Below are 26,106 nucleotides of genomic sequence, written 5' to 3'. Positions count from 1 at the left end.
CCCGGCGGAGCCCTGCCATGGCGCGTCGAACTGCCGTAGCGTAGGGAGCCCGGCCCGAGGAGACGGCCATGACCGCCGAGGCAGACACCTCCTACGACCCCGACAACCGGCCCACCACCGAGCGCCCGCCGCCCGGCCCACCCGGTCGCGTGCAGGTGCGGGACAACACCGGGGCACGCCGCTTCGAGGCGGTGCGCGACGGCGAGGTCGTCGGCATCACCACCTACGAGCGCCGGCGCGGCCGCATCGAACTGCTCCACACCGTCACCGACCCCGCCCAGCGCGGCGGGGGAGTGGCCTCCGTGCTCGCCCGCACCGCCCTCCGCGAGTCCCGCGCCGCCGGCCTCAGGATCATCATCGTGTGCCCCTTCATCGAGAGCTGGCTCCAGCGCCACCCCGAGGAGTCCGCCGGTGTCATCGCCCCCGACTGACCCCGACTGACCCGGGCCCCGACCGCTCGACGGTCCCACCCGCGGAGTAGCGTCGTCACCATGACGCGCAGCTCCGGAACCCTCGCCCGCCGCATCCTGCTCGACCTCGCCTCCCGCCCCCGCGACGCCGCCGAGGCGCTGCGCGGGCAGCTCGACCCCGCCGTGCTCAACGCCCACCCCGCCGGCCACCCGAACTCCCTCGCCTGGCTGCTCTGGCACACGGGCCGCGAGATCGACGTGCAGCTCGCCCACCTCTCGGGGCAGCCCGAGGTCTGGAACGCCCAGGGATTCGGCGAGAGGCTCGGCCTCGGGGAGGCCGGCCGCGCCGTCGGCTACGGGCACAGCGAGGGGGAGGCCCGCGCGATCGTCGTCGAGGACGGCGACGCCCTCGTCGACTACGTGCTCGCCACCGCCGACGCGCTGCACGACTACCTCGGCACGCTCGCCGACGCCGACCTCGACGAGGCCATCGGGGAGTACGACGGCGCCCCCATCACCCGGGCGGTGCGCCTGGTCAGCATCATCGACGACGCCGCCCAGCACCTCGGCCAGGCCGCCTACGTGCTCGGCACCACCGACCGCGGCTGAGACCGTCCCGCCGCCGGTTCCCTTCCGCGCGGACGGTCCTCTTCCCCGCCCGACGGGCCGCGAGTAGCGTTCGCGGCGACGACCCGCGCCCACCGGGGCGCAGCTGACCCATCGAGGAGCAGTCATGTCCGAGCAGTGCCCGACGACGCCGCAGGACCCCGCCGCCACCGACTCCCGTCCCGCGCCGCGCGCCGGGACGCCCTGCTGGATCGACCTGTTCACCCATGACATCGAGGGGGCGAAGACCTTCTACGGCGAGCTCTTCGGCTGGGACCTCACGGATACCGGCGAGGAGTTCGGTCACTACACGATGGCGACCCGCGAGGGGCATCCCGTCGGCGGGCTCATGGCCGCGATGAACCCGGACGGCAGCGTCCCCGACCCCGCCGAGCAGCCCACCGCCTGGACCGTCTACCTCGCGACCGACGACGCCGCCGCGACCGCGGAGGCGATCCCCGCCGCGGGCGGCACCGTGCTCTTCCCGCCGATGGAGGTGCCGGGCCTCGGCCACATGTCCGTCGCGCAGGACCCCTCGGGCGCCGCCGTCGGCTTCTGGCAGGCGGCCCCCTTCGCCGGCTTCGACACGCCCGGCACCCCGGGCACTCCCACCTGGTTCGAGCTCATGACCAAGGACTTCGACGTCGCCGAGCCGTTCTACCGCGGCGTCTTCGGCTGGGACGCGGTGCGCATGCCGTCGGACGACGACTCCTTCCGCTACGCGACGGACCAGGGCGGCGAGGGCGCGAGCGCCGGGCTCTGCGACGCCTCGCCGTGGCTGCCCGAGCAGGTGCCCAGTTACTGGCGCCCCTACATCGCCGTCGAAAACTGTGACCGGGCCGCCGAGCAGGTCGCGGCCCTGGGTGGGAGCGTGCTCGACGGCCCGATGGACAGCCCCTTCGGCCGCGTCGCGACGATCGCGGACCCGCAGGGCGGATCGCTGCAGATCATCGACTCCTCCCGCGCCCAGCAGGGCTGACAGGAGGGCGGGCCGCCCCCGAGGGGACGACCCGCCCGGTGTCGCCGCGCCACGGCCTGCGACGGGATCCTGCGGATCAGCCCTGCGGACCGCCGCCCATGCCGCCCATGCCGCCGGAGCTGAGATCGTCCGCAGAGGTGATCTCGGTGCCGTTCGCGGTGAGGGTCGCGCCGTCGAAGGTGATGTCGCCGTTCGCGTCGACGGGGGAGTCGCCGCCGTTGTCGGCGCTCGTGATGTCGAGCGTGCCGCCGGTCAGCGAGATCGAGCCGTTGGAGTCGAGGCCGTCGAAGCCCGCGTCGATCGTGAGGGTGCCGCCGGAGACCGACAGCCACGAGCCGTCGTCCTCCTCGCCGCCACCGCCGCCGCCGGGGCCGCCGGTCTCGCCCGAGTCCGCGGTGGTGCCGTCGGTCGAGTCGGCGGTGTTCGCGGCGGTCGCGTTCACGCCGTCGTCGGAGGCCGTAATCGAGGTGGTGCCGCCCACGAGCATCACGTCCTGCGCCTCGATGCCCTCGACCGACTGCGAGATGGTGAGCGTCCCGTCGAGGACCTCGACCGCCTGCTCCGCGTCGATGCCGTCGTCGCCGGAGTCGATCGTGATGTCGCCGGCGCTGATGAGCACCCAGCCGCGGTCCTCGTCCTCGTAGTTGTCGGACTTGATGGCGTCGCCGCCGCTCGTGAGGTCGAGGGTGCCGTCGAGGATCGAGACGTAGTCCTTGCCGCGCACGGCGTCGTCCGCCGCGTTCACGGTGACGGTGCCGCTCGCGATGACGACGCCGTCCTTGGTGGAGATGCCGTCGTTCGTGTTGCCGGTGACGGTGAGCGAGCCGCTGCCCGCGATCGTGAGGTCGGAGGCGGAGGCGATCGCCGCGACGGGCGTGGAGTCGTCGGAGACCTCGTAGCCGGAGCCGTCCTCGACGGAGTTCTCGGTGCCCTCCTCGAGGGACAGGGTGACCTCGTCGGCGCTGGTCACGGCGATGCCGGTGCCGGAGCTGTTCGTGATCGAGACGCCGTCCATGATGATCGTGACGGTCTCGTCGTCCGGCGCGGCGACGACGAGCTGGCCGTCGGAGAGCGTCCCGGAGACCCGGTACACGCCGCCCTCGGTGATCGTGACGGTCGAGCCGTCCACGGTGACCCCGTCGGAGTCCGAGGTGGAGCCCGAGTCGGAGAGCGTGATCGCCTGCTCCCCGGAGGAGTCCCAGGTGAGGTCGTCCTCGTCGTAATGGGTGTCGAGGCTCGTGAGGTCGAGGCTCGAGAGCAGGTCGTTGGTGCGGCCCTCGTCCGAGGCCGTGGTGGCGACGGCGGACGAGCTGCTGCTCGTGGAGGTGGTCGATTCGCTCGAGGAGTCCGCGCCCGTGATGGCGGTCGCGGCGCCGCAGGCGGCGAGGGCGAGGGTCGCGGCGCCGGCGACGGCGGCGGTGGTGAGGCGGCGGAGGCCGCGGCGGCGAGGGGTCGTGGAGGTCATGGCGGGGTCCTTCCGGGAGTGATGGGGTCAGGCGGCGGTGTGGAGGTGCTGCGCGGTGTCGAGCCGCGACACCGTGCGGTGCCAGCGGTTGGCGGGGAGCTCGGGGTCCAGCAGGGCTAGTCCCGTCGCGTACTTCGAGAGGCGCTGCGGGCGGTGGCCGGCCCGCCACAGCGCCCGGTCGACGCTGCTGGGGCGGGTGCCGGCCTTCGTCTCGACGACGACCTGGTCCGCGAGCCGGCGGGCGTCGCCGCCGGGGCCGGTCCAGACGAGCGCGTCGTCGAGGGTGAGCCGGGCGTCCTCCTCCGCGAGCAGCACGGTGGAGCGGTCGTAGGTGGTGGCGAGCACCGGGACGAGCGGTCCCTCCGGGGTGGCGCAGCCGGCCTCCGCGAGGGTCTCGAGCACGAAGTCGAGCGCAGGTCCCGCGAGCGGATCGGTGAGCGGGTCCGACGCCGCGATCCCGGTGACGGCCCCGTCCGTCTCCGCCGGGAGGGCGATCCGGAGCTTCGAGGACTCCCCGCGGCCGGTGCGGGTCTTCACCTCGAGGAACGAGGCGCCCGAGTCCACGTACACCCGTCGGCGCACCTTCCAGCGGCGACGTCGGCCCGTGGCCGCCGCCCGGTAGGCGGCGAGGTCCTCGGTGTCGTAGTAGAGGGAGAGGTAGGCCTGGCGGCGTCGGCCGTCGATCTCGAGGGCCCGCAGCTCGGCGGGGGAGCCGGCGAGCAGCCCGTCGACCTCCGCGCGCGGGACGAGGTACTTGCGGTCCACGCGGGTCATGAGGGCGGCGCGCTCGGTGATCTCCTCGAGGCCCACCGCGGGCAGGGTGTCCAGGGCGGTCATCGCGCCATCACCGGGGCCTCGGCGGTGCGGGCGGCGAGCGCGGGCTCCTCGGCGGGGGCGGTGAGTCGATCGGCCGACGGGGCCAGGTGCCCGGCGGAGCGGCGGCCCGGGCGCACCCGGTAGCGGACGTCCACGAGGGTCGTGTCGGCCACGGTGTCGAGGCGCTGCACGGTGAGGGCGGTGACGTCGGCCCCGAGCATCTCCTCGAGGTGGGCGCGGAGGGTGGGCTCGTCGGCGATCGCGCGGTCCACCATGATCAGCTGGCGGCGGTGGCTGCCCAGCAGCGCCGGGTGGTCCACGATCGCCATCGTCGCGACGATGAGCACCATGAACACGACCGCGAGGACCGAGGGTGTGGTGGAGAGCCCGGCGACGAGGCCCAGGGCGAGCACTGCGAAGTAGTAGGCGATCTCGTGCTGGGCGAGCTCGTCGGAGCGCAGGCGGATGATCGAGAGGACGCCGAACAGGCCCAGGCCCAGGCCCGCGGAGACTGCGGATCCGGCGAGCAGCGCGGCGACGGCGAGCACGCCCACGTTGATCCCGAGGAAGGCGACGACGAGGTCGCGGCGGCGGTGGCGCGGCCAGTACACGCCGAAGGTCAGCGTCAGCACGGCCGCGAGGTCGAGTGCGTACAGGAGGTAGGCGGACATCGGGGGCTCCTCGGGGTCGGGGGTTGATGGGAGCAACCCTCCGGGGCCTGCCTATGGATCTCCTATGACCGCCCTGTCGTACCTGTATGAGAGATGAACAGCGGGTGACCTCGACCTACTCCGAGCCGTTGACCTGCGGGAACGCGTGGCGGGCGCCGGCGTGGAGCGGTCGGCGGGCACGCACAGGCACGGCACAGCATCCGTGGGCACCGCCGCATAGGCACGCGGCGGAATCTCCAGGGCATGAGAACTCCACCGGACCCCGCCAGCCCTCCCACCCCGCCCCCGACGGGCGGGTCGACCACCACGACCCGCACCCGCCGCCGCACCGTCACCCGCCGCGCCCTGATCGGCGGCGGCGTGGCGGTGCTCGCCGGCACCGGCGGCTCCGCCGCCTGGGCCTACGACCGCTTCCTGCGGGAGAAGGTCGAGGTCTCGAGCGTCTCCGCCGCGGAGGAGGCCGCCGGCACCTCCGCGACCACTGCCGCCCTCGCGACCGACGGCGCGTACACCGAGACCGGCTACACCTCCTCGACCACGACGATCACGCTCACCTCCACCGCGACCGGCACCGGCTCCGAGGCCCTCGCCTGGTACGCGGCGGAGATCGAGGTGGACGACGCGAGCATCATCCGCTCCGCCTTCGCGCAGGACGAGTTCGGCCAGAACATCACCGACAATCCCAGCACCATGGCCTCGGACCACGACGCCGTGCTCGCCATCAACGGCGACTACTACGGCTTCCGCGACACCGGCATCGAGATCCGCAACGGCGTCATCTACCGCGACGAGCCCGCCCGCGACGGCCTCGCCTTCTACGCCGACGGCCACGTCGAGGTCTACGACGAGACCGCCACGAGCGCCCAGGAGCTGCTCGACGCCGGCGTCTGGCAGACCCTCAGCTTCGGCCCGGCCGTCCTCGTCGACGGCGCCGTGCCGGACGGCGTCGAGGACATCGAGATCGACACCAACGTCGGCAACCACTCGATCCAGGGCGAGCAGCCGCGCACCGCGATCGGCGTGATCGGCGACAACCACCTGGTGTTCCTCGTGGTCGACGGCCGCAGCGAGGGCTACTCGCGCGGCGTGGGCCTGCCGGAGCTCGGCGAGATCCTCGCCGGACTCGGCTGCACCACCGGCTACAACCTCGACGGAGGCGGCTCGAGCGTCATGATCGTCGACGGCGCGATCCTCAACCAGCCCAGCAACGGTGGCGAGCGCGCCACCAGCGACATCCTCTACGTGGCGGGGTGACGACATGACCATCCAGTTCCAGAAGCGACCCACCGCGACCTCCCGCACGGCCCCCGCGCCGGCCCCGTCCCGCCCCGACGCCCCGACGACGCCCTCCGCGGTCGTCGTCATCCCGGCGCTCGAGCCCGGCCCGGAGCTCGTCGAGCTCGTCGCCGCGCTCGCCGCCCACGGCGTCGAGTCCGTGGTCGTGGACGACGGCTCCGGCCCCGACCACGCCGTCACCTTCGACGTGTGCGAGGTGCTCGGCGCGCGCGTCCTGCACCTGCCCGTGAACCGCGGCAAGGGGGCGGCCCTCCGCGCCGCCTTCACCCTCGTGCAGTCCGAGCTGCCCGGTCGCGGCGTCGTCACCGCGGACGCCGACGGGCAGCACACCCTGGCCGACGTGCTCCGCGTGATCGAGGCGCTCGACGCCCCGCGCACGGCCACCGGCCCCGGGGGGATCGTGCTCGGCGTGCGCTCCTTCGCCCGCGGCGAGGTGCCGCTGCGCTCGTGGTTCGGCAACGCCGTGAGCGCCCGCCTGTTCGAGGCCGTCTCCGGGGTGCGCCTGGGCGACACCCAGACGGGCCTGCGCGGCATCCCCGCGACCCTGCTCGACTGGGCCGGGACCGTGCCCGGGGACCGCTACGAGTACGAGTACACGATGCTCGTCGCCGCCGCCCGCCAGGGGATCACCCTGCGGCAGCTGCCGATCGCGACCGTGTACGTCGACGAGAACGCGACGAGCCACTTCCGCCCGCTGCGGGACTCCCTGCGCGTGCTCGCCCCCGTCCTCACCTTCGCGGGCAGCGGCCTCGCCGCCTTCGCGATCGACACGGGGCTGCTTCTCGGCGCCGTCGCGCTCGGGGCGCCCGTCTGGCTCGGCATGACCCTCGCCCGGGTGGTCAGCGGCGGCGCGAATTTCGCGATCAACCGCCACCTCGTGTTCCGCTCCGGCCGCCGCGCCCCGCTGCGCCGCGCGCTGAGTGGCTACGTCGCGCTCGCCGCGGTCGTGCTCGCGGGCGGCGTCGCGATCGTCGGCGCCCTCACCGCGCTCGGCATGCCGCTCGTGGCCGCGAAGATCACCTCCGACCTGCTGCTGTTCGCGCTCAGCTATGTGGTCCAGAAGCTGATCGTGTTCCGGCGGCGGGAGCACGGGTGAGGGCGCCTCAGACGAGCTCGCGCTCGATCCGCTCGAGGTAGTCGCGGCCGACGGCGGTGAGCGAGAAGTCCTGCCGCTTCGCACCCGTGCGGGCCACGTCGACCCGCTCCATGGCGAGCACCCCGGACTCCGCGAGCCGCCGCAGCGTGCGGTAGAGCCCGCGCTCGGTGAGGGTCCAGCCCGTCGTCTCCTCGAAGAGCGGGGCGAGGCCCGCCGCGGGGAGCGGGCCGTGCGCGTCGATCAGGCGCAGCAGCGCGAGCGTGGTCGCCGACTTCTTGTAGACCTCGACCCAGGAGCGCGCGAGCTCTCCCGCCCATTCGGCGTCCTCGGGGCCGAGGCCCGCCGCGCCGGTCATCGGCGCGGCGCCTCGAAGCCGCGGTCCAGCACGGCGCCGACGCCGTGGAGGATCAGGCCCAGGCCCCAGAGGCCGGCCATGCCGAGGGAGGCGCCGAGCCACGTCGGATCGATCGCCGTGCCGCTGCCGCTCCCGGCGATCGCGGGGGAGCCGAGGCCGATCAGCAGGTAGGCGTGCAGGAGGTAGCCGACGTTGACGGTCGCGTAGCAGAGCGCGTGCGCGACGAAGCGCCCGTAGCGCACCCGGCCCAGCGCGCGGCCGCTCGTGAGCAGGTAGATCGCCGTGCCGATCGCGACGGCGAGGAGGGGGAGCGTGGTGAGGACGGTGATCCGGTTGCCCGCGAGCACGAGGATCACGTGCACCGCCGCGTTCGCGGCGATCAGGGCGAGGGCGAAGGGCAGCAGGCTCGCGTGGGCCCGCGTGGTCGTGGTCGCGTCCGAGCTCATGGTCGTCTCCGATCCGGTGCATGGGATGTGTACCAGTGGTCCAATGCGTGTCAGCACTGTACCTCCGGTGCACTGCCCGGCTTCAAGGGGCGATGCGGGCATCGTCGACCGTGGTCCTTCCTCCCCAGACGCACATCACCCCCATCGGCCGCCCCCTGGGGCCCGAGGATCCGCCCGGGTTCCTACACTGGTCCGGTGACGACAGCAGAAGCCTTCGAAGCCGGTCCCGATCGCGGCCTGGAGCGCACCCCGCCCCAGGACCTCAACGCCGAGCGCGGCGTGCTGGGCGGCATGATGCTGTCCAAGGACGCGATCGCCGACGTCGTCGAGACGGTGCGCGGCAACGACTTCTACCGCCCCGCGCACGAGCTGATCTTCGAGGCGATCATCGACCTCTACGGCCGCGGCGAACCGGCGGACCTCGTCACCGTCTCCGACGAGCTCTCCAAGCGCGGCGAGCTGCAGCGCGTGGGCGGCGGCGCCTACCTCGCGGACCTCATCGACATGGTCCCCACCGCGGCGAACGCCGGCTACTACGCCGAGATCGTCGTCGAGCGGGCCACCCTGCGCCGCCTCGTCGAGGCCGGCACCCGCATCGTCCAGCTCGGCTACGCGACCGACGGCGGCGAGGTCGAGGAGGTCATCAACGAGGCGCAGGCGCAGGTCTACGCCGTCACCGAGCGCGGCCAGAGCGAGGACTTCGTGCCGCTCGGCGAGGTCATCGACGAGACCCTCAACCAGATCGAGGCGACCCAGAACCGCGGCGGCCAGGTCACCGGCGTGCCCACCGGCTTCGCCGAGTTCGACGACCTCACCCAGGGCCTCCACGGCGGCCAGCTGATCATCTTCGCCGGCCGCCCCGCGATGGGCAAGACGACGCTCGGCATGGACGTGCTGCGCTCCGCCTCGATCCACAACGGCAAGTCCAGCGTCATCTTCTCCCTCGAGATGGACAAGACCGAGATCACGATGCGTCTGCTCTCCGCCGAGGCGCAGGTGCCGATGAACCGCATGCGCGACGGCTCCATGGACGACCGCGACTGGCAGGCCATGGCCCGCGCCATGAGCCGCATCGCCGACGCCCCGCTGTTCATGGACGACTCCGCGAACATGTCGCTCATGGAGATCCGCGCGAAGTGCCGGCGCCTGAAGCAGAAGCACGACCTCTCCCTCGTCGTCATCGACTACCTGCAGCTCATGAGCTCGGGCAAGAAGGTCGAGTCCCGCCAGCAGGAGGTCTCGGAGTTCTCCCGTGCGCTCAAGCTGCTCGCGAAGGAGATCGAGGTCCCCGTCATCGCGATCTCGCAGCTGAACCGTGGCAGCGAGCAGCGACAGGACAAGAAGCCGATGATGAGCGACCTGCGCGAGTCCGGCTCGATCGAGCAGGACGCCGACCTCATCCTCCTCATCCACCGCGAGGACTACTACGAGAAGGAGTCCTCCCGCGCCGGCGAGGCGGACCTCATCGTCGCCAAGCACCGCAACGGCGCGACCGCCACCATCCCGGTCGCCTTCGAGGGCCACTACTCGCGCTTCAAGGACATGCCCGGTGGCGGGGGCGGCTTCAGCGGCTGATCCGGCCTGACAGGGCTGTCGATCCGGGGGAGGCTGTGCGACGACAGGGTGAGAGCCGGCGAGAGGCGCCGGACCGAGGGAAGGATCCCGCCATGCCCCGCTACACCGTCTTCATGTACCACCCGGAGGATCGGCGCACCACGGACGAGGCGCAGCTCGCCGCCGAGCTCGCCGAGCACGACACCTACGCCCGGGAGATGGTCGCCGAGGGCGTCATGACCTTCGGCAGCCCGCTCGCGGCGCACACCGCGACCACCTCCATCCGCGCCGGCGGCCTCGTCGACGGCCCCTACCTCGAGGCGAAGGAGACGGTCGTCGGCTTCTACGTGCTCGACGTCCCGGACCTCGACGCGGCGATCGCCGTGGCGCGCCGCAACCCGATCCTCCACCAGGGCGGCGGCGTCGAGGTGCGGCCCATGACCGCATGAGGGGGCCGACGGGCGCGCCCGCCGATCGGGCCGCCGTCGACCGTGCCGTCGCCGCGGCGCACCGCGACCACTGGGCCGCGGTGCTCGCGGCGACGGCCGGCGCCGTGCGGGACCTCGACCTCGCCGAGGACGCCACCGCGGAGGCCTTCGCCCAGGCCCTCGAGCAGTGGGCGCGGGACGGGGTGCCCGAGCGGCCCGGCGCCTGGCTCACCGTCACCGCCCGGCGCCGCGCGCTCGACGCCCGCCGCCGCGAGCAGACCCTCCGGCGCAAGCTCCCGCTGCTGCTCTGGGACACCGGGGGAGGGGCCGACGGCGGCGCGGCCGACGGGGGCACGTCCGACGGCGACCCCCGCGTGATCGACGAGTCCGAGGTCGTGGTCCGCGACGAGCGGCTGCGCCTGCTGTTCCTGTGCGCGCACCCCGCCCTCGCCCCCGAGTCCCGCGTGGCGCTCGTGCTGCGTCTCGTGCTGGGCCTGAGCACCGAGGAGATCGCGGCGGCGTTCCTCGTGCCCGTGCCGACGATGGGCGCCCGCCTCACCCGGGCGAAGCGGCGCATCGCGCTCAGCGGCATCCCCTGCCGCGTCCCCGAGCCGGAGGAGCTTCCCGGCCGCCTCACCGCGGTCCTCGACGCGATCTCCCTCGTGCTCGCCGCCGGTCACACCGCCCCCGCCGGGGAGCGGCACGACCGCCCGGACCTCGTGGGGGAGGCGGTGCGGCTGCTCGAGCTGCTGAAGCGCCTCCTGCCCGGGCAGGGCGAGGTGCACGGCCTCCTCGCCCAGGCGCTGCTCGTGCAGGCCCGCGCCGGGACCCGCACCGACGCGGAGGGGCTGCCGGTCCCGCTCGACGCGCAGGACCGCACGCGCTGGGACCGCTCTGCCGTGGACCGGGCGGACGAGCTCGTCCTCGACGCCCTGCGCGGCGGGCACCGCGGCCCCTACCTGCTGCAGGGCGCGATCGCGGCCGCCCGCTGCGTGCCCGAGCGCGCCGAGGACGTCGACGGGGACGAGGTCGTCGAGCTCTACGACCACCTGCTGCGGCACTGGCCGGGGCCGATGGTGCAGCTGAACCGCACCGTCGCCCGCGCCCGCCGCGGCGACGATCCCACCCTGCTCCTCGCGGAGCTCGACGGGGTCGCGGAGGACCTCGCCGACTACCGTCCCTTCCACGTGGCCCGCGCCGAGCTGCTGCGGGTGGCGGGGCGCGAGGAGGAGTCCGCCGCCGCGACGCAGGAGGCGCTGCGCTGCCCGGGCAACGCCGCGGAGGACGCGCTGCTCAGGCGAGGGGCAGGCCCGAGTCCGCTCCCGTGAGTCGGTCGTGGTGGGCGAGCTCAGAGCCGCAGCTGCAGGTGCACCAGGTCCCACCAGCGGTCGAACTTCCAGCCCGCCTCGACGAGGCGCCCCGCCTCGACGAAGCCGAAGCGCTCGTGGAGCCGGATCGAGGCGGTGTTCCCCGCCTCGACGAGCGCGACCACGGAGTGCATGCCGTGCTCGCGGCACAGGTCCAGCAGCGCCCCGAGCAGGGCCGTGCCCAGCCCGCGGCCCTGGGCCTCGGGCCGCAGGTACACGGAGTTCTCCGCGGTGAAGCGGTAGCCGTTCTTCGGCACGAGCGGACCGTAGGAGGCGTAGCCGAGCACGGCCTCCGGTCCCTCGAGGGCGGGATCGACCGCGACGAGCATCGCCCCGCGCTCGAGGTGCTCGCGGAACCACGCCTCGAGCTGGGCGGGGGTGGGCAGCTCGTCCGTCCACAGCCCGGTCGAGGTGCGGATCGCGTGCTCGCGGATCCCGCCGACGCCCGCGAGGTCCTCCGTGCGCGCGGCGCGGATCAGGGGACGCGGGGCGGCGGTCGTGCCGGGGTCGGTGCTGGTCATGGAGGGGTCCTTCGGGAACGGGGAGAGGAGCAGGCTAGCCCGCGGGCGTCCCCGGGCGCCGCCGCGGTCCACACCCTCCCGCGTGACCGGCATCACGCCTGCTAGGTTCGGTGCCGTCCGAGGACTCCTCACCTCGGACCCGCGCAGAACGAAGGAGTTGTGCCCGCGATGACGTCATCGACGCCCGTGCCTCCCCACGGCCCGGCCCCCGAACCCTCCCCGGAGCGCTACCGGGAGGTGCAGGACTCCGCGGACTTCCGCGAGCTGCGCACCTCCTTCCGCAGCTTCGCCTTCCCCATGACCGCCGCCTTCCTGGTCTGGTACCTCGCCTACGTGCTGCTGTCCACGTACGCGGAGGGGCTCATGGCGATCCCCGTGATCGGCCACGTGAACCTCGGCATCCTGCTCGGCATCAGCCAGTTCGTCATGACCTTCCTCATCACCTGGCTGTACATCCGCCACGCCAACCGGAAGCTCGACCCGCTCGCGGAGCGGCTGCGCGTCGAGATCGAGGGGGAGGACTGACATGGACGTCGGCAACCCCGTCCTCAACATCGCGATCTTCCTCGCCTTCGTCGTGGTCACCCTCGCGGTCGTCATCCGGGTCTCCCGGCAGAACACGAGCGCCGCGGACTTCTATCACGGCGGCCGCAGCTTCTCCGGGCGCCAGAACGGCATCGCCATCGCCGGCGACTACCTCTCCGCCGCGTCCTTCCTCGGGATCGTCGGCTCCGTCGCCCTCTACGGCTACGACGGCCTGCTCTACTCCGTCGGCTTCCTCGTCGCCTGGCTCGTCGCGCTGCTGCTCGTCGCCGAGCCGCTGCGCAACACCGGCAAGTTCACGATGGCCGACGTCCTGTCCTTCCGCATGCGCCAGCGGCCCGTGCGCACCGCCGCCGCGAGCTCGACCCTCGCCGTGACCTTCTTCTACCTGCTCGCGCAGATGGCCGGCGCGGGCGCGCTCGTCTCCCTGCTGCTCGGCATCGACGGCCGGGTGGGGCAGAGCGCCGTGATCGTCGTCGTGGGCATCGTGATGATCGCCTACGTGCTGATCGGAGGGATGAAGGGCACCACCTGGGTGCAGATCATCAAGGCCGTCCTGCTCATCTGCGCGGTGGGCGTGACGACCGTCTGGATCCTCGCGCTGAACGGCTTCAACTTCTCGACCGTGCTCGAGCGGGCCGTCGAGGCCCACCCGGACGGCACGAAGATCCTCGACCCGATGCTCCAGTACGGCGAGACCGGATCGAGCAAGCTCGGCTTCGTCTCCCTCGCGATCGCGCTCGTGTTCGGCGCCGCCGGGCTCCCGCACGTGCTCATGCGCTTCTACACGGTGCCCACCGCGAAGGAGGCGCGCCGCTCGGTGACCTGGGCGATCGCCCTCATCGGCTTCTTCTACCTGTGCACCCTCGTGCTGGGCTTCGCGGCCGCCTCGATGGTGGGCGTGGACGTCATCGGCTCGCTGCCCGGCGGCTCGAACTCGGCGGCCCCCGCCCTCGCCTACGCCCTCGGCGGCTCGGTGCTGCTCGCGATCATCTCCGCGGTCGCCTTCGCGACGATCCTCGCGGTGGTCGCGGGCCTCACGATCACCGCCTCCGCCTCCTTCGCGCACGACATCTACAACGGCGTGCTCAAGCGCGGCGAGGCGGATCCGGCGCGCGAGGTGAAGGTCGCCCGCACGGCGGCCGTCGTCATCGCGGCGATCTCGATCGTGGGCGGCGTGCTCGCCGCGGAGCAGAACGTCGCCTTCCTCGTCTCCCTCGCCTTCGCGGTCGCGGCGAGTGCGAACCTGCCCTCGATCCTGTATTCCCTGTACTGGAAGCGGTTCTCGACCCGCGGCTCGCTGTGGAGCATCTACGGCGGCCTCATCAGCGCGGTCGTGCTGATCCTCTTCTCCCCGGTGGTCTCCGGCGGCGAGAAGGCCATGTTCCCGGGCGTGGACTTCGCCTGGTTCCCGCTGACGAACCCGGCGATCGTCTCGGTCCCGCTCGGCTTCCTCCTCGGCTGGCTCGGCTCGATCACCTCCGGGCCGGGCGACGAGCTGAAGCAGGCGGAGATGGAGGTCCGCTCGCTCACCGGCGCGGGCTCCGAGAAGGCCGCCGTCGACCACTGAGCGGCCCTCCCGCCGTCCGCACGACGACGTCGGCCCCGTCCCCCGAGGGGGCGGGGCCGACGGTCCTCTGCGGTCCGGCTGCGCGGGCCGCCGCGGTGACCGCTCAGGCCTCCGCGGTCGCGGAGGAGCGGGCCGCGAAGCGCCGACGGCGGGAGCCGCCGCCCAGCGCGTCGAGGGCGAAGCGGCCCGGGCCGGCGGCGGCGAGGGCGAGCGCCCCGGCGCCGAGCGCGCCCACGAGCTCCCAGCCGCCCGCGTCGACGAACACGCCGTTCTGCGCATGGACGAGCACGACGGCGCCCACCATGTCGATCGCGAGCAGCACGCCGGCCACGCGCGTGAGCAGGCCCAGGATCAGCAGGGCGCCGCCCACGAGCTCGAGCACGGCGACGACGGGGCCGGTGATCCCCGGCATCGGCGCGCCCATGCCGGCGAAGGCGTCGGTGACCGCGGGGAAGCCCCACTGGACCACCTTCTGGTAGCCGTGGAGCAGGAAGATGACGCCGAGCACGAGGCGGGCGATCAGGAGACCCAGGTGGGAGGTCGTGGAACGGGCGGCGTGCGAAGACATGGTCGTCCTTCCGGAGGGGAGTGCGGAGCGGCCACGATAGATGAAAAGGCAACCAATCCTGGGGAGTCGTCCGCGCGGCGCGGCGCGGATCACAGCGGGGACCGGACGCACCCCCGCGAAGCGGACGCCTCCACCACGGCGTGCCCACGGGGTGTAGAAGGGACGGGTGACCCCCTCCTCCCGTCGCGCCGTCGGCCCCCTGCTGGCCGTGATCGCCGTCGGGCTCCTCGCCCTGAACCTCCGCCCCGGGGCGACCTCCGTGGGCCCTCTCATGTCGGAGATCGTCGCGGACTACGGACAGGGCGCCGTCGCCTCCGGCCTGCTCACGGCCCTGCCCTGCCTCACCTTCGGCATCGTCGGCTCGCTCGCCGTGCCGGTCGCGCGGGTGCTCGGCCTCACCGGCACCGTGCTCGCCTCCTTCGTGCTCGTCGCCCTCGGCCTGCTGCTGCGGCCCACGGTCGACGGCTTCGGCCTGTTCGTGCTGCTCTCCGTGGTCGCCCTGCTGGGCCCCGCCCTCGGCAACGTGCTGCTGCCCGCCTGGATCAAGCAGCACGGCGGTACCCGCGTGGTGGGCCTCATGACCCTCTACTCCGTCGTCCTCGCGAGCGGCGCCACGGCCGCCGCGATGCTCGCCGTGCCCCTCGCGGGCGGTGAGGCCGACGGCTGGCGCCACTCCCTCCCGCTGTGGGGGCTCATCGGGGTCGCGCCCGTGCTCGTCTGGGCCGTCGTGCTCACGCGCACCGGCCACGACTTCCCGCCGCCCCCGCCCGAGGGGCAGGTGCAGGGCCGCATCCTGCGCTCGCCGCGCGCGATCGCGCTCACCGTCATGTTCGGCATGCAGTCGCTCAACGCCTACTGCCAGTTCGGCATGCTCCCGCAGATCCTCACCTCGGAGGGCACCTCGCCCGCGACCGCCGGGGTCGTCGTCGGCGTGCTGAGCGCCTTCGGCATCGTCGGCGGTCTGATCGTCCCGACCCTCGTCTCCCGCTCCCGCCGCCTGCCCTGGATCTGCGCGGGCTACGGCGTGCTCACCGCCGCCGGCTACGTGGGGCTCATGCTCCTCCCGCAGGTGAGCCCCTTCGTCTGGGCGACGGTGCTCGGCATCGCCGGTCTCGCCTTCCCGACCGCGATCGCGCTCATCCCCGCGCGCACCTGCGCCGTCGCCGTGACCGCCCGGCTCTCGGGGATCGCGCAGCCGCTCGGCTACGTCCTCGCGGCCGTCGGCCCGCTGGTCGCCGGCGGCCTGCTCGACGCGACCGGCTCGATCCCCGCGGTGCTCTCCTTCCTCGCCCTGACCGGCGTCGTGCTCGGCGTCGCCGGGTTCGTCGCCGCGCGGCCCGGCACCGTGGACGACGACCTCGCCCTCCGCGCGACCCCGGCCGACGGCGCCTGACGCAGGTCCCTGCCCTCCGGGAGGGTCTCGTGCGAGGATTCCTCCCATGAGCATCGGCACGCTTGGCGCCCTGAGGATCCTCGCCACCCAGTCCCCGACCACGCCCCCGCGATCGGTCGCGAGCCGCGACCGCGTGCGCCGGCGCCGCCACGGACACGTCCCCGTGACCTGGATCGACGAGCAGAAGGCCGCGCGGGGCGTGATCGTGCACCTGCACGGCGGGAGCTACCTGCGCGGCGAGCGCACAGAGCACTGGACCTGGCTCGAGGAGGTCGCCCGGCGGGCCGACGTCGCCGCCGCGATGATCCACTACTCGCTCGCTCCGCGGCACCCCTTCCCTCGGGCGGACGAGGACGTGCTCCACGCCCTCCACGCCCTGGACCGCGCCGCGCTGCTCCCCGCCGGGCGCTGGGTGCTCTCCGGCGACGAGGCCGGCGCCGGCCTCGCCCTCGGCGTGCAGGCCCAGCTCGCCACGCTCGGCGTGACCGAGCCGTCCCTGCTGCTGCTCTCCGTCCCCTGGGCGGACCTCACCGCGGAGCACCGCCTCGACGGCGAGCACCGGCAGGCCGCGCGGATGTACGCCGACGGCGCGGACCGCGAGGACCCGCGGATCAGCCCGCTGCGCGGTGATCTCGAGGGGCTCCCGCCCGTGCACCTCGCCGTGGGCGGGGACGACCTGCTCGCCCCGGACTCCCGCGCGCTCGTCGAGCGGATCGCCGCCGCGGGCGGCGAGGCCGTGCTCCATGAGGAGCCCGGCCACGGCGACGGCTTCCCGATCGTGCGACCGGGCGTCGCCGCGCAGCGCGCCTGGCGTTCCCAGATCGCGGCCGTGCGCGCCGCCGTGGGTGCCCGTCCCGCGACCGCGGACGCGCACTGAGAACGGCCCGACCGCTCGGTAGGATGGGGCCGTGGCCAGCACCTTCCCACCTGATCCGGATGAGATCGACGCCCCGGACGAGGCCTCCGCACCGGAGGCGACCGTCGACCCCCTCGAGATCGGCACCACCGTCCCCTGGGACGGCAGCTCCCCGGCGACGGCCGCGCTCGCCGCGCTCCTCGGCACCGTCGCGCCGGAGGGCACCCTTCGCCTCGTGATCCAGCGCCTCGCGCTGCACGAGCACGGGGAGCGCCGCGGCACCCACCACGTCGCGGACGCGATCACCGACGTCGGCGGCAACCTCGTGGTCATCCCGCTGCGCGAGCGGGTGCTCGCGGAGCCGGACCTCGCCGAGCGCCTCACCGCGGCGATGGACCGCCTGCAGGCCGACGTCGACGCGGAGCTCCACCTGCCCGGCGGCGCAGGGGCCGACTCCCTCGAGGTCGTCCTCGACGCCGACGGCGAACGGCGCGTGGCGCTGGGCCTCGGCATCGAGGTCACGCCGCAGGAGGCCGACGCCTTTCCGCCGCATCCCGCGGTGCACGACGGCGCCCACCACATCGCCTACGACGCGCCCGCTCTCGACGAGCTCCGCGACCGCCTTCGCCCGCCGGAGCCCGGGCTGCTCCCCCGCCTCTGGGCCCGACTGCGCGAGCGCTGAGCCCTCAGGCCGGCGCGGGGGAGCGCAGCGCCCGGCCCGTCGCGGCGGGCAGCGGGAGGTCGAGCGCGGCGGCGAGGGTCGCCCCGAGATCCGCCCAGCTCCCCTCGACGGGCGAGGTGGGCAGGCCCGGCCCCGCGAGCAGCGCCGTCGAGACCGCGGAGGGGTCGGTCACCGCGCGCGGCCCCGCGTAGTACGGATCGTCCCCGTCCACGAGCGGCCGGTTCGTGGGGGACAGGCCCACGACGGTCCCCGGCGCCCCCTCGAGCACCGCGATGACGTCGGTCTGCCCCGTGGCGCCCACCCCGTCGTCGACCTCGCGCAGCGTGAGGTGATGGTGCTCGGCGAGCTCGCCGAGCACGTCGAGGGCCAGGCGGCGCACCGCCTCCCCCTCCTCGCGCCGCACGTGCAGCGCCCCGCGCGGGCCGTCGGGCCAGACCAGGGCGCGGAAGGACGCGAGCCGCGGGCCGTCCGTGCGGATCAGGCCGCGGGCGGCGAGCGCCGTGTTCGGGTGCACGAGCAGCACCGTCGGCACGAGCGGGCGCCCCGGGACCAGGACGGTGCGATCGTCGGGCCCCGCCCCGAAGGCCGCGGCGATCTGGGCGACCGCGTCGAGCAGGTCCGCGAGGGCGCGGCGCACGGCGGGGGAGCCGATCCCGTCCTCCCGGCGCGCGCGGGCGAGGCCCGTGAGCCGCACGGCCGCGAGGCCGACGGGGGAGCGGGTGAGCACCTCCGCCGCGATCTCGGCGACGAGGGCGTCCGGGGGGACCTGCGAGAGCTGCACCCCGGCCTCGCGGCGCGGCGCGAGGTGCTCGGCGACCATGCGCGGCGAGCTCGTGGACTCCGCCATCTCCCAGCGGTTCTGGTAATGGCGCACGTCCTCCACGAGCGGGAGGCAGAGGGACACGCCGGCGCCGGCCGTCGCGGGCCACTGCAGGGCGGCGGTCACGGCGCCCTCGCCCTCGGCGGCGTCGAGCAGGGTGGGGGCCGTGAGCGCGGAGGCGTACCAGGCGGAGACGACTCCCGGGGCGCCCGGGAGGAAGGGCATCTCCGAGGCGACACGGGTGCGGGCGACCGTCGTCCCCGTGAGCACGGAGGCGAGCGCGGGGGCCGGCTCGGAGGGTCCGCCGGGGCGGACGGTCAGCTCCCCGGCCGTGGCCGGCACGCGGGCGGCCTCGCGCAGCGGCGCGGCGTCCTCCGGGGCGAGACCGTCCACCGCGAGGAGAAGGGTGCGTCCTGACCTCATCGCCATCCCTCCCCCGTCCGCCGGCGCCTGTGCGGAGCACGCTAGGGAGCGGGGATTTCCGCGGTGCGAGGACCGGATGAGCAGGGAGGGGCGCGGGGGTGAACACGAGGTGCGGAGCGGGCGGATGCCCTCACCCTGGGCGTCGGGCGACGGGCCTCAGCGCAGCTCGGGCGCCGTGGTGTCGGTGCGGCCGGCGTCCGCGTCGAGGCGGCGGCGCATCAGCGCGGCAGCCTCCCGGTCCCGGCGCACGGCGTCGTCCACGAGCGGGGTCGTGTCGAGCTCGGGCTCGTCGGGCTGCAGCAGCATCCAGACCGCGGAGCCGATCGTGAGCAGGAGGGTCCCCAGCAGCAGGAGCAGCAGGATCATCCAGGAGAAGGCCACGGGGTCCAGGAAGCCTGCGAGGCCGTCGCCGCCCATCGGATCCCCTCCTCCTGCGTCCACACCGGAGCGGCCAGGATAACGCCGGGGCGACGCCGCCGATATGCTGGCCCCCTTATGGCAGATGTGATCGTGGGGCGGTTCGCGCTCATCGACCTGATCGCCACCGGCGGTTCCGGGTCGGTGTGGCGCGCCTGGGACGCCAAGGCGCAGGCGGTGTGCGCGGCGAAGGTGCTGCGCCAGCGCGACTCGGCGGACCTCATGCGCTTCGTGCGCGAGAAGGGCGTCAGCTTCGACCACCCGCACCTGCTCACCCCCTACGGCTGGGGCGCGGAGGACGAGCACGTCGTCATCGCCATGCCGCTCGTGAGCGGCGGGACCCTCGAATCGGTCGTCAAGCGCCGCGGGAAGCTCTCCGAGCCCGCCGTCGTCGTCATCCTCGACCAGCTCCTCGACGGCCTCGCGCACGTGCACCGCGAGGGCTGGATCCACCGCGACGTGAAGCCTGCGAACATCATGTTCGAGGCCCGCGGCGCCGCGAGGCCCCATGCCCGGCTCGCGGACTTCGGCATCGCCGTGCACGAGTCCGACGTCCGCTTCACGCACGTCGGCATGGTCAACGGCACCCCCGGCTACATGGCGCCCGAGCTGTTCTCGATGGCCGAGCCCACCCCCTCCCACGACCTCTACGCGGCGGGGGTGGTCGCGCTCGTCGCGCTCAACGGGCCGCTCAAGCTGCACGACGGCGCCTTCCGCCCGGAGGAGCTCGACCAGCACCTGCGCGGCGTGACCCCCAAGCTCTCCGCCGTGATCCGCGGGCTGCTCGCCGCGCAGCCGGACCAGCGCTACCAGGACGCCGAGGCCGTGCGCCGCGACCTGCCGCGCGTGCCCTCGGGATACCCGCTCACCCTCGCCGACGGCACCCCGCTGCGCTTCGACGACACCCTCGCACCGATGCCGGAGAACGCCCCCGGCGTCGCTCGCCCCGAGCGGCCCGCGCAGTCCGCCGCCGCGCCGTCCCTCGAGGCGATCCGCGCGGGCCGGGTGCAGCAGGGGTACGTGCCGACGACGGCCTCCGCCGCTCCCGCTCCGCAGGGCCGGGCCCAGCACTCCCCGGGGGTGCCGTCGCCGGGGGTCGGCTCCCCGCAGACCGGCCAGCAGTGGGCCGGGACCGGCTACACGGGGACGGGCGCCACCGGCACGGGGACCGGCCAGCGGCCCGCGGACCGCACCGGCACCTACATGGCGATCGGGATCGGCGGCGGCTCCGCCCTCGTGCTCGGCGCGATCGTCGCCGCGGTGCTGCTGTCGGTGTTCTGAACCCTGTCTTCTGAACCCTGTCTTCTGACGCCCCTCACCGCGCGACGGCGGTGACGTCGAGCGCCTGCAGCAGCGCCTCCCGGCGCGGGTCCAGCAGCAGGTCCACCTGCACGTCCACCGGAGCGGTCCCCGGCACGCCGTCCCCGCGGCCCGCGAGGCGCCAGCGCAGGTGGGCGCGGCTCAGAGCCCGCGCCGAACCCGGGGTCAGCGTCTCGAGGTCCGCGGCCGTGAGCCCGGCCGCGGCGAGGGAGGCGTCGAGCCGACGACGGCGCTCGACGAGCGGAACGTCCAGCAGCATCGAGTCCGCGAACCACGCCTCCACGAGGGCCGGGTCGTCGGTGCGCAGCCACTCCAGGGCGCCGGCCGCCGCCTCGAGGGCGCGCGGAGCGGCCTGCGGGGCGCGGCGCGCGAGCAGGGCGGGGCTGTGGCGGCGCAGGATCCGCAGCGCCTCCATCGACAGCGGGGTCGCGGGGGCGTACTTGCTGTTCGCGAGGGCCACCATGCCGACGCCGCTGTCGCGGTGCCACACCATGAACGAGCCGTAGCCGGGGTAGCCGCCCGAATGGGAGATGACCTCGCCGAGGTCCGGGAAGGTCTCGACGACGAGGCCCATGCCGTAGGCGCGCACCCGGTCGAAACCGGGGGAGCGGCCGTCCTCCCCGGCGGGCAGGGCGGCCCACGGCTGGAGCCGGTGGCCCTGCTGCATCTCCCGGCGGGAGGCGATCGAGAGCAGCCCCGCGTGCTCGCCCGCGGCGGGGGCTACTGCGGGGGCGTCGGCCGCGGCGAGGAAGCGCGCCCAGGCGGCGACGTCGTCCACGGTCGAGAACAGGCCGGCCATCGCGCCGTACACGCCGGGGGAGTCGAGCGGCACCTGCTCGAAGCGGGTGGCATCGGTGCGGTCCGCGAGGCGGTGCCCGGTGGCGAGATGGGCGACGTCGACCTCCGCGGCGGACCACCCCGTCGCGTCGAGCCCGAGCGGCCCGAGGAAGCGGCGCCGGATCTCCTCGGCGTAGGGGGTCCCGGTGACCTCGTCGATCACGCGGCCCAGCAGGGCGTACCCGGTGTTGGAGTACTCGAAGCCGGTGCCCGCCGCGTGCACGTGGCCGAGGCCCCCGGCCAGCACCTCTGCGAAGCGCTCCCGGGTCATCGCCTCCTGCCGGTCGCCCCAGGGGTTGTCCGTGACCAGGCCCGCGCTCATCGTGAGCAGGTGGCGCAGGGTGACCTCCGGGTCGTCCGGCTCCTGCTCGAAGGCGCCCGCCGCCTCGGGGACGTGCACAGAGACCGGGTCGTCCAGGCGCAGGCGGCCCTCGTCGCGCAGCGCGAGCACGGTCGCCGCGGTGAAGGACTTCGTCATCGAGGCGATGCGGGAGACCGTCGAGCGGTCCATCGGGGAGGAGCCCGCGGCCGGGCTGCCCGCCTCGAGCGCCCGGTGCCCCGCGGCCCCGTGGGCGAGCACGGCGTCGGTGTGCGCGTGACCCCCGATCACGGCCCAGGTGATCCCCGCAGTGCGGTGCGTCGCGACGGCCTCCTCGAAGAGCGCGGTGATCTCGCGGAGCGCCTCCTCGGGGACGGTGCTTCCTGCGGCGGAGGGGTCGGGCGCGACGTTCGGGGAGGTCATGGCTCCACTGTAGGGGGATCCGGAGTGGTGCCCTCGGGCTCGCCGTCCTCGAGCTCGGCGGCCGCGAAGAAGCTCGCGAGCAGCGCCGCCGGGGGCTCGCCGATCACGGCGGCGAGCGGCGCCGGGTCCAGGCGCCGCGGATCCACGGCGCCCTGCCCCGGAGTGCCCTCGCCCCCGGCGCCCGGGGAGCCCGGCTCCGCCTCCGACGCATCCTCCGGGTCGTCGGCCCCTGCGCCGGAGGGGACGCCGCCCGCCGGAGCCTCGTCCCGCGGCGCCATCAGGTCGCCGAGGGACAGGCCGCGCAGGGTCAGCAGGCCCGTCGGGTCCTCGTCCACGGACTCCACGAGCACGTAGACGAGCGCCGCGACGTGCCGGCACGGGCCCGGCCAGTCGAGGCACGAGCAGTCGTGGGAGAGCTCGGAGGCGCCGCGCGGCAGCAGCGAGACCTCCTCGCGGGCGAGCTCCCGCTCGATCTCCTCGGGGTACGTGCCGCTCGCGAGCCGCGCCGGCAGCTCCGGGTGCGCGCGGGCGATGCGCAGCACCACCGCGCGGTCCGCCCCGACCAGCGGCGCGAGGTCGAGCTGCGCCTCGTGGACCTCGCCGTCGGCGCCGAGCACCGCGCCGCGGGCCCGGCCGGGGGACAGGTCCAGCCACTGCACGCGGCCCGCGCGGGCGTCGGCCCGGCCGCCGCTCGCCCGGCCCGGGCCCAGCAGCAGCTCCGCGGCGGTGCGGAGGGCGACGGCGTGCCAGCCCTTCCCGATCGCGCCGCGCCGTGACCGCAGCGTGATGCTCATCCGTCGCCCTCCCAGGAGTCGGCCGCGTCCAGGCTCAGCAGGTCGCGCAGGGCCGCGTCGTCGAGGGAGGCGATCCAGTCCTCCCCGGGGGCGATCGTGAGATCCGCGAGCTGCTGCTTGTCCGCGAGGACCCCGTCGATCCGCTCCTCGACGGTCCCCGCGGAGACGAGCTTGTGCACCGTGACGTCGCGGCGCTGCCCGATCCGGAAGGCGCGGTCCGTCGCCTGGTTCTCGACCGCCGGGTTCCACCAGCGGTCCAGGTGCACGACGTGGTTCGCGGCCGTGAGGGTGAGCCCCGTGCCGCCCGCGCGCAGGCTCAGCAGCATGAGCCCCGGCTCGTCCGTGCGCTCCTGGAAGCGCGCGACCATCGCGTCCCGGTCCGGCTTGGCGACGCCGCCGTGGAGGAAGGGCACGTCGATCCCGTAGCCCGCGAAGCGCTCCTCCCAGTACGGGGCGAGCAGGTGCCCGAACTGCGTGAACTGCGTGAACAGCAGGACCTTCTCGCCGTCCGCGAAGGCGTTCTCGAGCAGGTCGTCGACGAGCTCGAGCTTCCCCGAGCGGTGCGCGCCGCCGCGCACGAGCGCGGAGCCGTCGCCGAGGTAGTGCGCGGGATGGTTGCAGACCTGCTTGAGGCGGGTGAGCGTCGAGACCACGAGCGCGCGGCGCTGGTTCTCGGCGGCGCCGTCGACCGAGGCCATGAGCTCCTCGACGATCGCCTCGTAGAGCCCGGCCTGCTCGGGGGTCAGGTTCACGACCCGGGTGAGCTCGGTCTTCTCCGGGAGGTCCTCGATGATCGAGCGGTCCGTCTTGACCCGTCGCAGCACGAAGGGCGAGGTGACGAACTTCAGCCGTGCGAGCGCCCCCTCGTCCCCCTCCTCCTCGATCGGGTCGGCGATGCGCTCGGCGAACTGCACGGCGCTGCCCAGCAGGCGCGGGTTCACGACCTCCATGAGCGAGTGCAGGTCCCCGAGCCGGTTCTCGACCGGGGTGCCCGTCATCGCGAGCCGGTGCGGGGCCTGCAGGCTGCGGGCGGCGCGCGTGACCTGCGTGCCCGGGTTCTTCACGTGCTGCGCCTCGTCCAGCACGATCCTGTGCCAGGGCACGGAGCGCAGCAGCTCAAGGTCCCGGGCGAGCAGCGAGTAGGTCGTGAGGACCACGTCGTGCCGCCTCGCGAGCTGCGCGAAGCCGGCGTCGCGCAGCCGCGCGCCCCCGTGGTGGACGTGCACCCGCAACTGCGGGGCGAAGCGCGCGGCCTCCCGCTGCCAGGCGCCGACGACGGACATGGGGCACACGAGCAACGTCGGCCCCGGCGCCGGTGAGTCGTCACCCTGCTCGCGCTCGCGGCACAGCAGGGAGAGCACCTGCATCGTCTTGCCGAGGCCCATGTCGTCGGCGAGGATCCCGCCGAGGCCCAGCCGGTCCAGCGCCCACATCCAGTCCAGGCCGTCCTGCTGGTACGGCCGCAGCGTCGCCTGCAGCGTGGCGGGGGAGGGCAGCGTCTCGGGACCGCGGCCGCCGGGGAGGAGCCGCGCGAGGCCCTCGCCGCCCGTCGAGGTCATCGCGTCGTAGGCGAAGCCCATGTCCGCGGCGTCGGGGGAGAGCAGCAGGGAGAAGATCTCCGCCCAGGTGGTGTCACCCGTGAACTCCGCCGGGGTGAGCCGCGGCTCCGGCTCCGGCTCGGGTGTCCCGGGTCCTCCGGCCTCGCCCTGCCGTCGGGCATCCTGCGCGCGCCGCCATTGCTCACGGCGACGCTCCGCGGCGGCCTGCTCCTCGGGTGTGCGCGGCCGTCGCGGCTGTCCCGTGCGGGCGGCGAAGGCGTCGAGGAAGCGCTCCGCGGCGCGCAGGGTCGTCGTGTCCAGCCGCACCCACTGCCCGCGCAGGTGGACGATCTCCGACTGCGCCTCGCGGATCTCCTCCATCTCCTCCTCGGTGAGCTCCGTGTCCCCGACGGCGACCCGCCAGCGGAAGCTCGCCATCGCCCCGATCCCCACGCCGGAGCCCTTCTTCCGGGCGTCCTCGGGCTCGTCCGCCTGCTCAGCGCGCACGGTCGTGCGCTGGGCGGTCCAGCCGCGGGGGAGGAGCACGGTCACGGCGGCCCGCTCGAGGGCGGCGGCGTCCTCCGCGAGCAGGGTGGAGACCTCGGGGGTCGTGAGGACCCAGTCCAGCCCCGTCGTGTCCACGCGGGCGCCCCGCACCACGGGGGAGCGCTGCATGATCGCGGCGGCCGCCTCCGCGGCGCCCGCGGCGGTGAGGCCGCCGACGGCGCGCAGCGCGTCCACCGGGTGCACGGTGCCGTCCTCCTGGCGCAGGCAGGTCTGCAGCAGCCAGTCGGTGCTGCCGGGCTCCGGCTCGAACAGGCGCACCACGAGCTCGTCTTCCGTCGAGGCGAGCACGACCGCCCGGCCGGAGTCGCGGAACGCCTCGAGGGCGGCGGCGACGGCCCGCTGCGCCGGCAGGTCCCCGCCGAGCTCGCCGTCGGCCGTGAGCGCGGGCAGCACGCCGAGCGGGTCCTGCTCGTCCCCGTCCCTGTCCTCGGCGCCTACGCTCCCGACATGCGCGGCGAAGGCGGCGCGGGCGCGGGCGTCGACGAGCGCGTCGAGCAGCGGGGGCCGGTCCGGGTCCGGTCCCCGCCAGACCAGCCCCGCCAGGCCGTGCCGCTCCGTGCCGAGGATCCGCAGGTCGCGGCGGGCCACGAGCCGGGCGGCCTCGACGTCGAGCACGGTCGCCGCCTGGAGATCGGGCATGGCGGCGACGTCCTCGCCGAGCAGCACCGGGGTGCCCTGCGCGATGAGGGCGCTCACCCTCTCGAGGGCGTCCTCGCCGAACCGCGCCTCGAGCAGGGCGCGCACCGCCTCCACGAGCCCCACGAGCTCGGGGCCGGTGAGCGCGGCGGCCGGCACGCGGCGGTCCGGTGCTCCTGCGCGGCCGCGCAGCCGCACCCGGTGGCGCAGACGATCGGGCAGCACCGCGAGCGCCGCGGCGAGCGGCTCCGGGGCCGTCTCCTGCAGCGCGGTGAGGTCCTCGGCGGCGCGGGCGCGGCCCGGCGCCGTCTGCTCCCGCACCCACAGGGCGGGGCCCAGGTCGTCGTCGACGACGAGGTGCAGGTGACGGGAGGGCATCGCAGCAGTATG

26 protein-coding genes are annotated in these 26,106 nt (G+C 74.5%); 14 read left to right on the top strand and 12 right to left on the bottom strand.

What is annotated here, in order from left to right:
* Nucleotides 1-68 precede the first annotated feature (68 nt).
* The 3 genes from ABD080_RS03540 (at nt 69) to ABD080_RS03530 (ending at nt 1,995) form a co-directional block, all read left to right on the top strand.
* Nucleotides 69-431, top strand: coding sequence for a GNAT family N-acetyltransferase (locus tag ABD080_RS03540; RefSeq protein WP_137769181.1), 363 nt, complete (start codon nt 69-71; stop codon nt 429-431).
* 60 nt (nt 432-491) lie between these two features.
* Nucleotides 492-1,019, top strand: a complete 528-nt coding sequence (locus ABD080_RS03535) for a DinB family protein (RefSeq protein ID WP_343903662.1) — start codon at nt 492-494, stop codon at nt 1,017-1,019.
* A 124-nt stretch (nt 1,020-1,143) separates the two neighbouring features.
* Entirely contained in the window at nt 1,144-1,995 is an 852-nt protein-coding gene (locus ABD080_RS03530) for a VOC family protein (RefSeq protein ID WP_343903661.1), read from the top strand.
* 76 nt (nt 1,996-2,071) lie between these two features.
* Here ABD080_RS03530 and ABD080_RS03525 read toward each other — a convergent pair whose 3' ends face one another.
* From ABD080_RS03525 to ABD080_RS03515, 3 genes are read right to left on the bottom strand one after another with little or no spacing between them, the layout of a single operon-like run.
* Nucleotides 2,072-3,460: a carbohydrate-binding domain-containing protein gene (locus tag ABD080_RS03525; protein WP_137769178.1), complete on the bottom strand. Its 1,389-nt coding sequence runs from the start codon at nt 3,458-3,460 to the stop codon at nt 2,072-2,074.
* Nucleotides 3,461-3,487: 27 nt separating this feature from the next.
* Nucleotides 3,488-4,297 (bottom strand): VTC domain-containing protein, encoded by an 810-nt coding sequence (locus ABD080_RS03520; RefSeq protein WP_343903660.1) that lies wholly within the window; start codon nt 4,295-4,297, stop codon nt 3,488-3,490.
* A complete protein-coding gene (locus ABD080_RS03515; protein ID WP_137769176.1) occupies nt 4,294-4,947 on the bottom strand; it encodes a DUF4956 domain-containing protein in 654 nt (217 codons plus the stop codon). The genes ABD080_RS03520 and ABD080_RS03515 overlap by 4 nt, the downstream gene beginning before the upstream one ends.
* A 243-nt stretch (nt 4,948-5,190) precedes the next feature.
* Between ABD080_RS03515 and ABD080_RS03510 the strand changes: the two genes are divergently transcribed.
* Nucleotides 5,191-6,201 (top strand): phosphodiester glycosidase family protein, encoded by a 1,011-nt coding sequence (locus tag ABD080_RS03510; protein ID WP_137769175.1) that lies wholly within the window; start codon nt 5,191-5,193, stop codon nt 6,199-6,201.
* A 4-nt stretch (nt 6,202-6,205) separates the two neighbouring features.
* Entirely contained in the window at nt 6,206-7,339 is a 1,134-nt protein-coding gene (locus ABD080_RS03505; RefSeq protein ID WP_343903659.1) for a GtrA family protein, read from the top strand.
* Nucleotides 7,340-7,346: 7 nt separating this feature from the next.
* Here ABD080_RS03505 and ABD080_RS03500 read toward each other — a convergent pair whose 3' ends face one another.
* Both ABD080_RS03500 and ABD080_RS03495 read right to left on the bottom strand, forming a co-directional pair.
* A complete protein-coding gene (locus ABD080_RS03500) occupies nt 7,347-7,694 on the bottom strand; it encodes a helix-turn-helix transcriptional regulator (RefSeq protein ID WP_137769173.1) in 348 nt (115 codons plus the stop codon).
* On the bottom strand, nt 7,691-8,140 hold the full coding sequence (locus ABD080_RS03495) for a hypothetical protein (RefSeq protein WP_137769172.1): 450 nt from the start codon (nt 8,138-8,140) through the stop codon (nt 7,691-7,693). The genes ABD080_RS03500 and ABD080_RS03495 overlap by 4 nt, the downstream gene beginning before the upstream one ends.
* 195 nt (nt 8,141-8,335) lie before the next feature.
* On the opposite strand from ABD080_RS03495, the gene dnaB reads away from it, so the two are divergent.
* The 3 genes from dnaB (at nt 8,336) to ABD080_RS03480 (ending at nt 11,450) form a co-directional block, all read left to right on the top strand.
* Nucleotides 8,336-9,715 carry a replicative DNA helicase gene (gene dnaB / locus ABD080_RS03490; protein WP_168197987.1) on the top strand — a complete coding sequence of 460 codons (1,380 nt, stop codon included), beginning with the start codon at nt 8,336-8,338 and terminating at the stop codon, nt 9,713-9,715.
* A gap of 92 nt (nt 9,716-9,807) precedes the next feature.
* The gene (locus tag ABD080_RS03485) at nt 9,808-10,143 is read left to right on the top strand and encodes a YciI family protein (protein WP_343903658.1); all 336 of its coding nucleotides are present in this window, start codon (nt 9,808-9,810) and stop codon (nt 10,141-10,143) included.
* On the top strand, nt 10,140-11,450 hold the full coding sequence (locus ABD080_RS03480) for an RNA polymerase sigma factor (protein WP_137769170.1): 1,311 nt from the start codon (nt 10,140-10,142) through the stop codon (nt 11,448-11,450). Before ABD080_RS03485 ends, ABD080_RS03480 begins: the two co-directional genes overlap by 4 nt.
* 20 nt (nt 11,451-11,470) lie before the next feature.
* Here the strand turns inward: ABD080_RS03480 and ABD080_RS03475 are convergent, their stop codons facing one another.
* Entirely contained in the window at nt 11,471-12,010 is a 540-nt protein-coding gene (locus ABD080_RS03475) for a GNAT family N-acetyltransferase (RefSeq protein ID WP_343903657.1), read from the bottom strand.
* A gap of 168 nt (nt 12,011-12,178) precedes the next feature.
* On the opposite strand from ABD080_RS03475, the gene ABD080_RS03470 reads away from it, so the two are divergent.
* Both ABD080_RS03470 and ABD080_RS03465 read left to right on the top strand, forming a co-directional pair.
* Nucleotides 12,179-12,535, top strand: a complete 357-nt coding sequence (locus ABD080_RS03470; RefSeq protein WP_137769168.1) for a DUF485 domain-containing protein — start codon at nt 12,179-12,181, stop codon at nt 12,533-12,535.
* Nucleotide 12,536: 1 nt separating this feature from the next.
* Nucleotides 12,537-14,123: a solute symporter family protein gene (locus ABD080_RS03465; protein WP_343903656.1), complete on the top strand. Its 1,587-nt coding sequence runs from the start codon at nt 12,537-12,539 to the stop codon at nt 14,121-14,123.
* Nucleotides 14,124-14,226: 103 nt separating this feature from the next.
* Here ABD080_RS03465 and ABD080_RS03460 read toward each other — a convergent pair whose 3' ends face one another.
* Entirely contained in the window at nt 14,227-14,691 is a 465-nt protein-coding gene (locus ABD080_RS03460; protein ID WP_343903655.1) for a DoxX family protein, read from the bottom strand.
* A 166-nt stretch (nt 14,692-14,857) separates the two neighbouring features.
* On the opposite strand from ABD080_RS03460, the gene ABD080_RS03455 reads away from it, so the two are divergent.
* Genes ABD080_RS03455 through ABD080_RS03445 form a run of 3 tightly spaced genes read left to right on the top strand, consistent with a single transcriptional unit; the run spans nt 14,858 to nt 17,622 of the window.
* Nucleotides 14,858-16,084, top strand: coding sequence for an MFS transporter (locus ABD080_RS03455; protein WP_343903654.1), 1,227 nt, complete (start codon nt 14,858-14,860; stop codon nt 16,082-16,084).
* Nucleotides 16,085-16,130: 46 nt separating this feature from the next.
* The gene (locus ABD080_RS03450; RefSeq protein ID WP_343903653.1) at nt 16,131-16,961 is read left to right on the top strand and encodes an alpha/beta hydrolase fold domain-containing protein; all 831 of its coding nucleotides are present in this window, start codon (nt 16,131-16,133) and stop codon (nt 16,959-16,961) included.
* Nucleotides 16,962-16,992: 31 nt separating this feature from the next.
* Nucleotides 16,993-17,622 carry a hypothetical protein gene (locus ABD080_RS03445; RefSeq protein WP_137769163.1) on the top strand — a complete coding sequence of 210 codons (630 nt, stop codon included), beginning with the start codon at nt 16,993-16,995 and terminating at the stop codon, nt 17,620-17,622.
* A gap of 4 nt (nt 17,623-17,626) precedes the next feature.
* On the opposite strand, the gene ABD080_RS03440 is transcribed toward ABD080_RS03445, so the two are convergent.
* Both ABD080_RS03440 and ABD080_RS03435 read right to left on the bottom strand, forming a co-directional pair.
* Nucleotides 17,627-18,865: a phosphodiesterase gene (locus tag ABD080_RS03440; RefSeq protein WP_343903652.1), complete on the bottom strand. Its 1,239-nt coding sequence runs from the start codon at nt 18,863-18,865 to the stop codon at nt 17,627-17,629.
* 156 nt (nt 18,866-19,021) lie between these two features.
* Nucleotides 19,022-19,282 (bottom strand): hypothetical protein, encoded by a 261-nt coding sequence (locus ABD080_RS03435; RefSeq protein WP_137769161.1) that lies wholly within the window; start codon nt 19,280-19,282, stop codon nt 19,022-19,024.
* Between the two features lie 78 nt (nt 19,283-19,360).
* Here ABD080_RS03435 and ABD080_RS03430 point away from each other — a divergent pair, with 78 nt between their 5' ends.
* Nucleotides 19,361-20,563, top strand: a complete 1,203-nt coding sequence (locus tag ABD080_RS03430) for a serine/threonine-protein kinase (RefSeq protein ID WP_137769160.1) — start codon at nt 19,361-19,363, stop codon at nt 20,561-20,563.
* Between the two features lie 34 nt (nt 20,564-20,597).
* Here the strand turns inward: ABD080_RS03430 and ABD080_RS03425 are convergent, their stop codons facing one another.
* The 3 genes from ABD080_RS03425 to ABD080_RS03415 are packed head-to-tail and all read right to left on the bottom strand — an operon-like array spanning nt 20,598 to nt 26,094.
* Nucleotides 20,598-22,181, bottom strand: a complete 1,584-nt coding sequence (locus tag ABD080_RS03425) for a serine hydrolase domain-containing protein (RefSeq protein WP_343903651.1) — start codon at nt 22,179-22,181, stop codon at nt 20,598-20,600.
* The gene (locus ABD080_RS03420; RefSeq protein ID WP_343903649.1) at nt 22,178-22,975 is read right to left on the bottom strand and encodes an SWIM zinc finger family protein; all 798 of its coding nucleotides are present in this window, start codon (nt 22,973-22,975) and stop codon (nt 22,178-22,180) included. The genes ABD080_RS03425 and ABD080_RS03420 overlap by 4 nt, the downstream gene beginning before the upstream one ends.
* Nucleotides 22,972-26,094 carry a DEAD/DEAH box helicase gene (locus ABD080_RS03415; protein WP_343903648.1) on the bottom strand — a complete coding sequence of 1,041 codons (3,123 nt, stop codon included), beginning with the start codon at nt 26,092-26,094 and terminating at the stop codon, nt 22,972-22,974. Before ABD080_RS03415 ends, ABD080_RS03420 begins: the two co-directional genes overlap by 4 nt.
* Nucleotides 26,095-26,106 lie beyond the last annotated feature (12 nt).

The sequence above is a fragment of the Brachybacterium rhamnosum genome, from assembly GCF_039526185.1.
Classification (GTDB): domain Bacteria; phylum Actinomycetota; class Actinomycetes; order Actinomycetales; family Dermabacteraceae; genus Brachybacterium; species Brachybacterium rhamnosum.
Note: the sequence above shows the minus strand (reverse complement) of the source record. Positions and strands in the feature narration are given on the sequence as shown.